Below are 11,535 nucleotides of genomic sequence, written 5' to 3' on the forward strand. Positions count from 1 at the left end.
CGGCAACGCCGCCCGATCCAACTTCCCCACCGGCGTCAACGGAATCTCCCCCAACACCATGATCGACGCCGGAATCATGTAAGCAGGCAACGACTGGGAGATGAAGTCGAAGAGTTCGGTGGTGTCGAATTCGATCCCGATGCCCGCCGCGTCGACCGTTGCCGCTTCGGGCAGCACGTAGGACACCAACATGGTCGTCCCGTTCGGTTGCCGTTTGCCCAGGGTCACCGCGAACTCGACATCCGGATGGCGGCTCAGCGCGTCGTCGATCTCGCCCAGTTCGACGCGGAAGCCACGAACTTTCACCTGGAAGTCCGAACGTCCCAGGACCTCGATGCCACCCGAACTCAGACGACGCGCCAGATCGCCGGTCCGGTACATGCGCGACCCAGGACTACCGGCCTCACCGCCGAACGGGTTCGCCACGAAGCGTGCCGCGGTGAGACCTCGCCGGTCCAGATAGCCCTGCGCCAGCGCGGGACCCGACAGATACAGTTCGCCGATCACGCCGGCCGGAGCCGGGCGCAAGCGCGAATCCAGCACGAACAAGCCGAATCCGGGTATCGCGCTGCCGATGGTGACCGTCTCACCCGGCACGAGCGGCGCGCTGCTGGTCGCGATGACGGTGGCCTCGGTGGGGCCGTAGCCGTTGATCATCGCGCGGCCGTCGCCGGCCCACCGGCTCACCAGGTGGGGGCCGAACCTGTCGCCGATGACCATGACGACGCGCAGGTCCGCCAGACCCGCGGGATCGACCGATTCCAGCGCGCCGGGTGTGATGAGCATGTGCGTGACGCGTTCGCGCCGCAGCAGATCGGCGAGTTCGAACCCGCCGAACACCGTCGGCGGCGCGATCACCAGGGTCGATCCGGTGGCGAAGGCGAGCAGCAGTTCCAGGACCGACACGTCGAAGTTCGGCGAGCAGATGTGCATCACCCGCGAGCCTGCGGTGACGTCGTAGCGCTCGCGTTCGGACGCTACCATCGCGCCCAATCCGGAGTGGGGGACCACCACACCCTTGGGCCGGCCGGTCGAACCGGAGGTGAAGATGACGTAGGCGGGATGGTGCTCGGTGAGTAGCCGCACCCGATCGGTATACGAAACCGGGTGTGCGGGCCAGCGCCCGATTCGCTCCTGGTCTCGTGGATCGTCGAGTTCGATCCAGGGGAGGGAGGTGCCGAGCGCTTCGCGGTAGGCGGAAGTGGTCAGGCCGAGTGCGGCTCCGGAATCGGTGACCATGTAGGCGATCCGCTCGGGTGGATAGGTGGGATCGATCGGCACGTAGGCGGCGCCCGTCTTGGCGATCGCCCACACCGACAGCACCGACTCGAGAGAGCGCCGAATGCCGATGGCCACCACGTCGCCCGGTCCCAGTCCTCGGTCGATCAACTCCCGCGCCAGCCGCGACGACGCTTCGTCGAGCTGCCGGTAGGTCAGCTGCACGGTATCGGCGGGATCGCCTGTCGGAGAGAACCGGATCGCCACCGTGTCAGCGGCGGATTCGACCGCGGCGGTGAGCAGTTGCCCGAAGAGGGGAGCGCCGGAACGGCGACGGCGATTTCCACGCGCGGAACGGCGATCCATCTTCATTTCCTGTACTTTCTCCTTCAGGCGGTGCCGGCTCTCACTCCGAACACCCTCGATCCGACCCGCAACCTCACTACTTGCTCGCAATGGTGTCGCAGACAAGCTGGTAGTCCTCTCGCGAGAAGCCCAGACCGCCTGCCCCCGCCCGGACAGTACACAGCCGGTGACCTGCCTACGGCACGGCATACTGCAGCGCCGGGCGAATTATGCTGCGTTTCACATCTTTCGCCGACCAGGCGCTCGAGTCCAGTGCCGCCGCGCCCGGTGCTCTCCTGCCGGCTCGCCCTTCCGCTCGCGCGTCCCAGTCCGGGTGGCGCGGGTCCGATCAGCTCGCGTTGACGAAAAAGCAAGCGCAACAGGCGATGTCGTCGACAGATACGTCGAATCCGAGAGCCGGTGATCGGGTCGGGGCGGCGACGAGCCCTCGGGCCGTGCCCAGACCGGTTGCCTTTCGCGGCATCAGGGGAATGTGCAAGCGGGGCCGCCGCCGGAACTGTCGACGTACCCGGCGCGCAACATGCGCAGCAACAGGCACAGCGCTTGGGTGGCGGATCCGGTCGAGGCGGACCCGGTCTCCGCGATCGTCGCCTGCTGCTCGAGCGGCGCGGCGGATGCGGTCGACAGGGGTGCGAGGAGCGTGGCCGTCACGAGGACGCTCGCGGTGATCGCCTTCATGGGCACGAGTATTCGGAACATTTCCCCGCGTCGCACGACCCCATTCATCGGGGCGCACCGCACGCAGGGGCGCGATCCCACGGTGCGTGTGTTCGCTTATCGCTGTCCCAGCGAATACAACGACCAGGCCGTCGCCTCGATCGGCACCGCCGCGGCAGGCCGGTCCATCCGGCTCGTCTTGGATCCGGTGGTGAATTCGGGATCGGTTCCGACGATCACGCGGCCTTCGCTGTTCACCAGCACCACCCGCTGGTCATACGCCCGGAAGCGCGGAAGCAGGAGTTGTTCGATGGAAGCGACCGGGACATCCGCACCGGCGATTCCGAGGAAAGTTCCCGCGGCGATCGTGACCGGGACCGCGAAAGTGCATACGTACTGATCGGTGCACGCGTAATCGAGAAGCGGCCCGTGCACCCATCGGCGCCCCTGGTCACGTGGTATCGCGAACCATTCCATTCCGGTGTAGTCGTAGAAGTATTCACTGTGCGGATTCAATTCCAGCATCAGGCGTCGGGGTGCGCGCTGGGCGTCCAGGAACCACCACTCCAAGTGCCGCGGGCGATCGGAGAGAATGCCGTCCGCCATCACTACACCCGCGCTTTCGAGCAGTTCTCCGCGCCGCTCGAGTTCGCCGACGATGGTCCCGCGCAGCGGTGCCAGGTCGGTCGATCGGGGAGCGGGCCGCGCCTTCGCGGTCAGGTCTTCCCACAGTGTGGCCAGCCCGGACCCGATGATTCCCAGCGATTGGTAGATCTCCTCGGCCAGTTCCGTGACGGCCGAAGCGAGCGACTCGGCGGTCACCGGAGCCGGATATTCATCGGGGTCCCTCATCGATCAACTGAGCTCCAAGCGTAGGGCGACGAGGCGGCGGATGCGTGATTCGATTTGTGATTCTGCCAGTTCTCTGGCCCGGGCATCGTCTTCTCTTTCGATCGCGTCCACCAAATCGCGATGAGCGGTGGCTTCGGCCTCCGGATCCAGTTCCAGCCGGGGTAACCAGAGTAAGGCGGACAGTTCGGCTTGCAAAGCGACTTGGGCGCGCGTCAGCCTGCTGGACTGTGCGCACACCGCCATTTCGATATGGAAGCGGCTGTCGGCCCGGCGTGCCGAAATGGGCTCGTTGCTGTCTTTCAGCCGGTCGGCCAGGGATCGCAGCCGGGCTATGTCGGCTCGTAGTCCGCGACGCGCGGCGAGCACGGCAGCCGCTCCGGTGACGGCGAAGTGTTCGTCGCCTAGATCGCGCAGCTCCTGGATGCTCATTTCCCGCAACCGTGCCAACGAGGTGCTCTCCAGGACCTCCGCCGCGCCCCGGATGAAACTGCCCCCGCCACGCCCCCGCTTGGTGTGCACGATGCCGCGCTGCCGGAGTACGGCCAGCGCCTCCCGCAAGGTCATCGTGGAGACGCCCAGCTGGTTGGCGAGATCGGTCTCGCTCGGCAACTGCTGGCCGTCGACCATCAGGCCGAGGCTGATGGCAGCGCACAGTCGCTGCACCACGGCCTCGGTTTTCGGGCCGCCACCCTCGAGCGGTGACAGCACGGCGCCGAGAGCGGACAATCCGGCGCTCTCCTGCTTGGACAACGCGACTCCTCGTGGGGACGTACGTCGATCCTAGTCAACGAACACTTGAACTATGAAGTTCGAGATTAGGGGTATTGGTCTCCGGCTCCACTCCGCCGCGCGCGTGCATGAGTGAGATCTTTGCTCCACACCCCTTGAACTATGAACTCTAATGTCTTAGGTTAAAGGCCGTCGTACTGGCCCCAGAGGCACCCGGACGCTTCAGCGTCGCGATCGAAGTGGGATTTTCTTCATGTTCGAGAGCCAGAGCAGTCATAGCGAGCGACCTCGGTGGCGTGGCCGCGAGCGAGGTGGGTCGGTGGCCGAGACGACGACCCACCGCGAACCGTGGCCGGTCGACCACGTCCGGTGCGAGCGGAGCCCGCGGCGCCCAGGTGTCGACGATGGATGACGTGCGTCATACGGAAGTCGACGGCGTGCGGGTGACGTGGCGTTTCGTCCAGCATCACCTGATCGCGATCCTCGCCGTGGACAACGCCCGCGACGCATCGCCCGTCGCGTGCTTCAGCCCCGAGAACTACCCAGACCTCGCCCGGGCACGAGAACTCCTCCCGGAATTGGCGAGGCTGTGGGATGCGGTACGCCGCGAATTCTGGGCGAAACTCATCCCGCCGCAGCAGCTGGCAACCGGACCGCACGCGTGGGCATGACTTCGAAGCCGACCGCCTCGGCCTGATACCCGCCGCGCGGCGCGGATCCCTGCGGACCGCGAAGTACGCAATGCTCGCAGGATCCGCTCGGCCGGACGGCCGGTGATTCCGGCTCGATCGCTGGATCTGTGTCGACAAACCTGCTCCTCGCAATAAATGCTTCAGTTCGCGAGCGTTCGGGCTCCGGCCCCGGAAACCGTGACCAGGTGGTAGCAGCCCGGGGTGGTGTCTCGTGGTCTTGTGTCCCGCGGCCGGACATGCCGAAGCGGGCGATCCCAGGAAACTGCACGCCCGGCTATACGGCCGGGCGTGCAGTCGGTACCCCGCGTGGACCGGATCTCAGTTCCGAGCCGCGCCGTGCTCAGTTGAGCACCAGGCAGCACGAACACCGGTTCGACGCTGTACATCTCGGCGAAGACGGGGATGAGCGCCTCGATCTCCCGCGCGATGCTGTCCAGGAACGCTGCGCGCGCCCGGAGCCGGTGTGCTGGTAGGACCCCGAAGAGTTCGTCCACGGGGCCGGCTGGTCACCGCATGACGAGGGATGTCCGACCGGCCCTGCCACGGCGGCGATGACGAGGGGGTGTCGGCCGGCCCTGCCGCGTCCGCCGAATCCCCTTGACGAACATGTGTTTGGAAATTCCGCAAGGAGGCATTACCCCAGCGGAAAAGCTCGACAAGGAGGTTCAGATGTCGGCTGGAGTATGGGCAATCATCGTCGTCATCGCCATTGTCGTCGTCGCGGCCCTTGTCGCGTTCCTGGTGTGGCCGGCGCTGCGCAGGCAGCGACTACGCCGCCGGTTCGGCCCGGAATACGACCGGACGGTCCAGGAACGTGCGGACCGCAAGACCGCCGAGCGGGAACTCGCCGAACGCGAGCGCAGGCACTCGCAGCTGCGGTTACGTGACCTGTCGGACGACGAGAAGCGGGTGTATTTCACCCGCTGGACAGAGGTGCAGGAACGATTCATCGACGACCCCGCCGGGGCGCTGACCGAAGCCGACCGCCTCGTCACCACGATCATGTCAGTGCGCGGCTACCCCACGGAGAACTACGAGCAGCAGCTGGCGGATCTTTCCGTGGAGCATGCCGAGCCACTGGGCCACTATCGCGCCGCGCACGATATCGCGACTCGACCCGCGGGCGCCGCGGTGTCCACCGAGGATCGTCGCACGGCCATCGTGCACTACCGGGAACTGTTCGAGGACCTGGTCGGCGTGTCCGACCAGGGGAAGAAGGACGTGAAACAATGAGTACCGAGTCCGAACGGCGGCCGTACAGCGTTGACGCGGAAGGGGATTCGGCGGGAGCGGGGGAAACTCGCGCCGAGGCTCGATACGACCGGTCCGGCGAGGCCGATCGTCGTCACGAACCCGGCCCGGCCGGCGAATCCACGGCGGCGCGGCCCGATACCGAGCGGGCGGCGAACCCCGATGTGATCGACGACGCCGGGCGCGCGCGGACCACCGACGTCGCGTCCGAGCCGAACCGGCCTGCTCCCGCGGCTCACGAAGCGGAGCCCGAGCCGCCCCGCGCGAACTCCTCGGCGGGACAGCCCACCACCGGCACCGAACTCGGCGCCGATGCCGAGCGCAGCGGCAGCGGGACGGCCGAACAAGCCGGGCCCCGCGATTCGGATACCGGCTCGGGCGTCACGCAGACCGCCGCGCCCGCGGCGGGCGACCGGCCCGCGCCGCTGTTCGCCGAATCCGATCTGGATCGCCTGCGCACCCAGTGGCGGGAGGCTCAGGTCACCTTCGTCGACAATCCGAGCGATGCCGTCGCCCGTGCGGACGCACTGCTCAGCGACATCATCGAGCAGATCACCGCCACCTACCAGCAGCGCAAACGCGAACTGGACGAGCGGCGCGGCGACACGTCCGACACCGAGGGGCTGCGGCAGGCGCTGCGTGGGTACCGGGCGTTCTTCGACCAGCTGCTCTCGATCGGCGGATAGTACGGAAGCCGTTGCACATGAGTGTCTTCCGACTGGTCGGCGCAACGGCCGATCACGCGACGAACTGGGTGGCCCGGCAAGTGAAAGCGCGGGTTCCCACCGCGGATCCCGCCGACCGCGACCCGAAGTTCATCGCGGACACCATGGACCTCGGCTGGCGATTGGTCCGCCTCTACTTCCGGGCGGAGGTGCGCGGACTGGAGCGGATTCCCGAGCGAGGGCCGGTGCTGCTGGTGAGCAACCATTCCGGGGGCAACGTCTCGCCGGAGGTGCTGGTGACGACCCTGGCCTTCGTCCGGCGTTTCGGCCCGCACCGGCCCTTCTTCCAGCTCGCTCACGACATGGTGATGGCCTACCCGATGATCGGCTCGTTGCTGCGCCGCTTCGGCACGGTGAACGCCGACCCGGGTAACGCCGAGCAAGCGCTGCGCGACGGCGCAGCGGTGCTGGTCTACCCCGGCGGCGACTGGGAGGTCCACCGCCCGACCTGGGAGGAGGACCGGGTCGACTTCGCCGGTCGCACCGGGTTTCTCCGCCTGGCCTGGAACGAGCGGGTTCCGATCGTGCCGGTGGTGAATATCGGTGCGCAGCAGACCCAGCTGGTCCTCACCCGTGGGGACCGGATCGCGCGCCTGTTGCGGCTGGACCGCATGCTGCGGCTGAAGGTGTTCCCGATTTCGATCGCTCTCCCGTGGGGACTCGACATCGGCGATCTCGCCGGGCATCTGCCTCTGCCCAGCAAGATCACCGTCGAATTCCTGGATCCGATCGATCTCCGGGCAGTGTCGGGACCCGAACTCGATCTTCAGGCGGCTTACCGGCACGTCACCGGGATCATGCAAGATGCGCTGACCCGGCTGGACGAGGAGCGAAACCTGCCGATCGTCGGCTGACCGAATTCGGCCACGCTATTGCGGCCACGAGCGGTAGCTTTTATGGTACCGTTCGTAACATATATTACTTCGTGTGATGGAGGTCTCCCGTGCGCGACATCGCGCATGAACAGATCGGTTGGTTCGCCGCACCGGGCACCGAGGGCGGCGGAGCCGCGCTGGACCAAGTAGCGATCATGACCGGCGCCGCCGGAGTCGTGGCCCTCGTCCTGCTGTGGGTCGGGTATCTGCACCGCACCCGCCGGATCACCTGGCTACAGCGGGTCGCAGACCGTCTCGGCCGACTGTTCAATCGCCCCGGCTGGGTCGCTCTCCCGCTCGCGCTGTTCCTCGCGACAATCCTGACCGCGCTGCTTGGCTTCATCTGGGATGTCAGTCTGCACGTGGGCAACGGCCGCGACAGCGGGCCGCTGGCCAATCCGGCGCACTACTTCATCCTGGCGGGATTGTTCTTCCTGTTCACCGCCGGAATGTCGGCGATCGTGCTGCCCTTGGACGAGAAACCCGGCGCCGCGGCGGTCCGGATCACCCGCAGCTGGTACGCACCCGTCGGTGGCATCCTCCTCGCGGGCGCTGGTCTGTACGCCTTGATCGGCTTTCCCCTGGACGATATCTGGCATCGGATCTTCGGCCAGGACGTCACGCTGTGGGGTCCGACGCATCTGATGCTCATCGGCGGCGCCGGTTTGTCGCTGGTCGGTGTGTTGCTGCTCGAGTTCGAGGGCAGACACAGCAGGCCCGACCCCGACCGCACCGACGGCCGGTTGATGTGGCTGATGCGATCGTTCGCCTTCGGTGGCCTGCTCATCGGGCTCTCGGTGTTCCAGGTGGAGTTCGACTTCGGCGTGCAGCAGTTCCGGCTCGTGCTGCAACCGATGCTCATCGCCGCCGCGGCCGCCATTTCCCTGGTCGCCGCGCGCGCGAGCCTGGGCCCGTTCAGCACGCTGGTAGTGGTCGGCTTCGCCGCGCTGGTGCGCACCGTGGTAGCCGTGCTCGTCGGCGGGCCGATCATCGACGCGCCGCGCAATGTCTTCCCGCTCTATCTGGGCTGCGCGGTCGTGGTGGAACTGCTCGCGCTGCTGCCGCTCATCCGGCGGCCGATCTGGTGGGGCGCGGTCTGCGGGCTCGGGATCGCGACCGTCGGGTTGTGGCTCGAATCCCTCTGGGTCGGTGCGATGTTCGTCAATCCGTGGCCGACCGCCATATGGCCGGAACTTCTGGCCATGGCAGTGCCCACCGGCATCGCGGGCGGTGTCGTCGGCGCGCTGCTCGCGATGACGCTGCGAGGCGAGCCGCTGCCGCGCCCGCCGGTGCGCCGCGGGTTGATGGTCGCCGCTGTCGTGATCGTGGCGGCCGCGACCGCCAACGGGCTGCTGATCGACGTACCGGAACAGGCCACCGCCACGGTCGCACTGCGCGACGCCGAATCGGACGTGGACGGAAGGATGGTGCTCGCGGACGTCCGCGTCACGCCCGCCGATCTCGTCGGGTCCGATCCCGAATGGATGGAGATCCTGGCCTGGCAGGGCGGAATCGGTTCGGGCAGCCCCGGTCGCGGTCTGGTCGTCGACCGCTTGCAGCGAGTGGACGCCGGGCACTATGTCTCGACCGAACCCGTCCCGGCATACGGGTCGTGGAAGACCATCCTGCGGATGCAGGACGGGCGCGTATTGACCGCGGTGCCGATCTTCATGGCCGCCGACCCGGGCATCGGCGTCGAGGAGGTACCCGCGCTCGCCTCGTTCACCCGGCCGTTCATCGGCGAGATCTCCGTGTTGCAGCGGGAGCGGTCCTTCGACTACCCCTCCTGGCTGTTCGCCGCGGCGTCGCTCGTGGTGCTGGCGTGCAGCCTCATCCTCATCGGGGCGCTGTCCTGGGGTGCCGCGCGCATCAACGACCGGTATCCGCGCACGAGCCGGACGGCCCTGCCGGAACCGGCGGTTTCGCGATGACCCGCGGCGCCGACAGCGTGGACGTGCTGGCCGATCATTCGATCCTGCTCGCGATCCCGGCCTTCTTGCCCGCCCTGCTCGTTGTCGCCGTCGTAGTTCTCGTCGCCGTGCGAGACCGTCGCGCCGAAGCGCGCGGTGGGGCGTCCGGTTCACCGACCGAGCACGGGGCGGAGGAGGAGTGATGGCGTTCGTGCGGCACTGGGGCGCGCTCGTTCTCGTGGGTGGTCTACTCGTGGCAGGTTGCGCCGCATCGGATCCCGCCGGCTCCGCGCCGACGACCACGGTCGCCGGGGATTCGGACAGTCTCGTCGTCGCCGTGCGGATCGCGGGCGGCTCGGTGAGCCCGGCGGGCGTCCGCTTGGAGACCACGGTGGGCCGACCGATCGAGATCGTGGTCGACAGCGATACCGACGATGAACTGCACGTCCATGCCACGCCCGAGCACACCTTCGCGATCACTCCTGGCACCGGCCTGCGGTTCCGCTTCACCGTAGACGTGCCAGGGCGGGTGGAGATCGAGCTGCATCACGCCCGGCGCACGGTGGCGACGCTGCTCGTGCGCGGATGACAGTTCTCGCCCACGGCATCGGCGGTGCCACCGACCTGCCGATCCCGTTGTCGTATGCGCTCGTCGGAGCCGCCTGGGCCTTGACCTTCTCGTTCGCGGTGCTCGTGCTCGCCTGGCGTGAACCCCGGCTGGAACCCGGATCACCGGGAGTCGCGCTGCCCTCGGTGGTGGGCGCGGTCGTGGACTCGAGGACGGTTCGGGTCGCGATTTCGGTGGTGAGCGTGGCCGTCGTCGTGGCCGTCGTCGCGATCGGCCTGTTCGGCCCTTCCGATTCGGGGCGCAATCCCGTCCCCGGCGTCGTCTACATCTTCCTGTGGGTCGGTGTCATGGTGGCCTCGCTGCTCGCCGGACCCGTCTGGAAGCTCTTGTCCCCGGTGCGTGCGATACACCGCGCCATTTGCCTGGTGTGGCGGCAGCCCACCCACGGTCTGGTGCGTTATCCCGATTCCTGGGGACAGTGGCCCGCGGTGCTGGGCCTGTTCTCCTTCGTGTGGCTGGAACTGGCTTACCCGGAACCCGGTTCGGTGGCCGCCGTGACCACTTGGTTGGTGGCATACCTCGTCGTGAACACCGTGGGACTGATCGTGTGCGGCCCCGCATGGGCCGAGCGTGCCGATCCACTGGAGGTGTACAGCAGCCTGTTGGGCAGGCTGAGTGCGGTCGGCCGTCGCGATACCGGCGCACTCGTGCTGCGATTGCCGTTGAACAACCTGGCGGGCACTCCGGTGCGGATCGGTGGGGTGGCCGTAGCCGCCACCTTGCTCGGTTCGACCGCGTTCGACAGCTTCACCATGTTCCCCTCCTGGCGCGGATTGCTGGCCGACGCCGGGGGCAACGGCTCCGAGGCCCTGCCGACCCTTCTGAACACGGTGGGGCTGCTCGGCTTCATCCTTGTCGTCGGCGGCGCGTTCCGGACCGCGGCCCGCGCTACGGGAGGCCTTCCCGCGGCCGAGCGGAATCTGCTTCCGGCTCGCCTCGCGCACAGTCTGACCCCGATCGTCGCGGGTTATCTGGTGGCCCACTACCTCACGTTCCTGGTCGAAAAGGGCCAGGCGACGGTGCTGCTGTTCGCGGACCCGCTCGGACGAGGATGGAACCTCGCCTGGCTCGCCGACCGTAACGTCGCCTACATCCTGTCCACCCACCCCGTGGCGCTGGGAACGATCAAGGTGCTGGCCGTCGTGATCGGCCACATCCTCGGCGTCGCCGCCGCGCACGACACCTGCCTGCGGCTGCTGCCGCCGGCCCATCGGGTCACCGGTCAACTGGCTCTGATGCTGGTCATGGTCGGTTTCACCTTCACCGGTCTCTACCTCCTGTTAGAACACCCATTCGGCGGCGAATTCGCCACGTAAGTGGGTTCATAGCGCGTTGCGTTATCTCATATCCTGGGTCGCTGGACCGTTGCCAACTGCTCGGTGACAGGGGATGTCGATCGGCGTTCGGCAGCAGTGGATGAGGCTCGCCGGTCAATGCGATCAGCGCCTCGGTCACGTCCAGCAGTCCGGCTTCGGTGTACGTGAACGTGGTAGGCCGACCCGCCGAGCGTTTGACGTTCCCCCGCATAGTTGGAGTCCGTGATGTTCCCCCGGTTTTCCGGAGTTGGTTTGCTTGACTCTTGGTCACGAAGTCGTCGAAGGAGACTTGTTCGTGCCAAGGCGTTATCCCGAG

The 11,535-nt window shown here is 67.3% G+C and carries 12 protein-coding genes; 8 read left to right on the forward strand and 4 right to left on the reverse strand.

Translation table 11 applies throughout. The features are described 5' to 3' along the window. From ACFU5M_RS32565 to ACFU5M_RS32580, 4 genes are all read right to left on the reverse strand, one after another. The coding region (locus ACFU5M_RS32565; protein WP_379055117.1) for an amino acid adenylation domain-containing protein at positions 1–1,590 on the reverse strand (1,590 nt) is incomplete at its 3' end. A 456-nt stretch (positions 1,591–2,046) separates the two neighbouring features. Continuing rightward, positions 2,047–2,262 carry a hypothetical protein gene (locus tag ACFU5M_RS32570; RefSeq protein WP_379055119.1) on the reverse strand — a complete coding sequence of 72 codons (216 nt, stop codon included), beginning with the start codon at positions 2,260–2,262 and terminating at the stop codon, positions 2,047–2,049. Positions 2,263–2,358: 96 nt separating this feature from the next. Next, complete coding sequence (locus tag ACFU5M_RS32575) at positions 2,359–3,093, reverse strand: cache domain-containing protein (RefSeq protein ID WP_379055121.1); 735 nt, start codon at positions 3,091–3,093, stop codon at positions 2,359–2,361. 3 nt (positions 3,094–3,096) lie between these two features. Beyond that, positions 3,097–3,843, reverse strand: coding sequence for a FadR/GntR family transcriptional regulator (locus ACFU5M_RS32580; RefSeq protein WP_379055123.1), 747 nt, complete (start codon positions 3,841–3,843; stop codon positions 3,097–3,099). Positions 3,844–4,226: 383 nt separating this feature from the next. Between ACFU5M_RS32580 and ACFU5M_RS32585 the strand changes: the two genes are divergently transcribed. From ACFU5M_RS32585 to ACFU5M_RS32620, 8 genes are all read left to right on the forward strand, one after another. Then, positions 4,227–4,493 carry a hypothetical protein gene (locus ACFU5M_RS32585; RefSeq protein WP_379055125.1) on the forward strand — a complete coding sequence of 89 codons (267 nt, stop codon included), beginning with the start codon at positions 4,227–4,229 and terminating at the stop codon, positions 4,491–4,493. Positions 4,494–5,183: 690 nt separating this feature from the next. After that, the gene (locus ACFU5M_RS32590; RefSeq protein ID WP_379055127.1) at positions 5,184–5,747 is read left to right on the forward strand and encodes a hypothetical protein; all 564 of its coding nucleotides are present in this window, start codon (positions 5,184–5,186) and stop codon (positions 5,745–5,747) included. Next, complete coding sequence (locus ACFU5M_RS32595) at positions 5,744–6,451, forward strand: hypothetical protein (RefSeq protein ID WP_379055129.1); 708 nt, start codon at positions 5,744–5,746, stop codon at positions 6,449–6,451. Before ACFU5M_RS32590 ends, ACFU5M_RS32595 begins: the two co-directional genes overlap by 4 nt. A gap of 17 nt (positions 6,452–6,468) precedes the next feature. Next, on the forward strand, positions 6,469–7,344 hold the full coding sequence (locus ACFU5M_RS32600; protein WP_379055131.1) for a 1-acyl-sn-glycerol-3-phosphate acyltransferase: 876 nt from the start codon (positions 6,469–6,471) through the stop codon (positions 7,342–7,344). 176 nt (positions 7,345–7,520) lie between these two features. Next, the gene (locus ACFU5M_RS32605; RefSeq protein ID WP_379055139.1) at positions 7,521–9,296 is read left to right on the forward strand and encodes a hypothetical protein; all 1,776 of its coding nucleotides are present in this window, start codon (positions 7,521–7,523) and stop codon (positions 9,294–9,296) included. Further along, positions 9,293–9,478, forward strand: coding sequence for a hypothetical protein (locus ACFU5M_RS32610; RefSeq protein WP_379055133.1), 186 nt, complete (start codon positions 9,293–9,295; stop codon positions 9,476–9,478). Before ACFU5M_RS32605 ends, ACFU5M_RS32610 begins: the two co-directional genes overlap by 4 nt. Continuing rightward, entirely contained in the window at positions 9,478–9,864 is a 387-nt protein-coding gene (locus ACFU5M_RS32615; RefSeq protein ID WP_379055135.1) for a hypothetical protein, read from the forward strand. Before ACFU5M_RS32610 ends, ACFU5M_RS32615 begins: the two co-directional genes overlap by 1 nt. Beyond that, complete coding sequence (locus ACFU5M_RS32620) at positions 9,861–11,219, forward strand: hypothetical protein (RefSeq protein ID WP_379055137.1); 1,359 nt, start codon at positions 9,861–9,863, stop codon at positions 11,217–11,219. The genes ACFU5M_RS32615 and ACFU5M_RS32620 overlap by 4 nt, the downstream gene beginning before the upstream one ends. The last annotated feature ends 316 nt before the right edge of the window (positions 11,220–11,535 follow it).

Source organism: Nocardia sp. NPDC057455 (genome assembly GCF_042802775.1).
Classification (GTDB): Bacteria; Actinomycetota; Actinomycetes; order Mycobacteriales; family Mycobacteriaceae; genus Nocardia.

Coding starts and splice junctions, on each gene's coding strand:
- ACFU5M_RS32620 (WP_379055137.1), top strand. CDS start 9,861: ATGACAGTTCTCGCCCACGGCATCGGCGGTGCCACCGACCTGCCGATC.
- ACFU5M_RS32600 (WP_379055131.1), top strand. CDS start 6,469: ATGAGTGTCTTCCGACTGGTCGGCGCAACGGCCGATCACGCGACGAAC.
- ACFU5M_RS32610 (WP_379055133.1), top strand. CDS start 9,293: ATGACCCGCGGCGCCGACAGCGTGGACGTGCTGGCCGATCATTCGATC.
- ACFU5M_RS32595 (WP_379055129.1), top strand. CDS start 5,744: ATGAGTACCGAGTCCGAACGGCGGCCGTACAGCGTTGACGCGGAAGGG.
- ACFU5M_RS32570 (WP_379055119.1), bottom strand. CDS start 2,262: ATGAAGGCGATCACCGCGAGCGTCCTCGTGACGGCCACGCTCCTCGCA.
- ACFU5M_RS32590 (WP_379055127.1), top strand. CDS start 5,184: ATGTCGGCTGGAGTATGGGCAATCATCGTCGTCATCGCCATTGTCGTC.
- ACFU5M_RS32575 (WP_379055121.1), bottom strand. CDS start 3,093: ATGAGGGACCCCGATGAATATCCGGCTCCGGTGACCGCCGAGTCGCTC.
- ACFU5M_RS32615 (WP_379055135.1), top strand. CDS start 9,478: ATGGCGTTCGTGCGGCACTGGGGCGCGCTCGTTCTCGTGGGTGGTCTA.
- ACFU5M_RS32605 (WP_379055139.1), top strand. CDS start 7,521: ATGACCGGCGCCGCCGGAGTCGTGGCCCTCGTCCTGCTGTGGGTCGGG.
- ACFU5M_RS32585 (WP_379055125.1), top strand. CDS start 4,227: ATGGATGACGTGCGTCATACGGAAGTCGACGGCGTGCGGGTGACGTGG.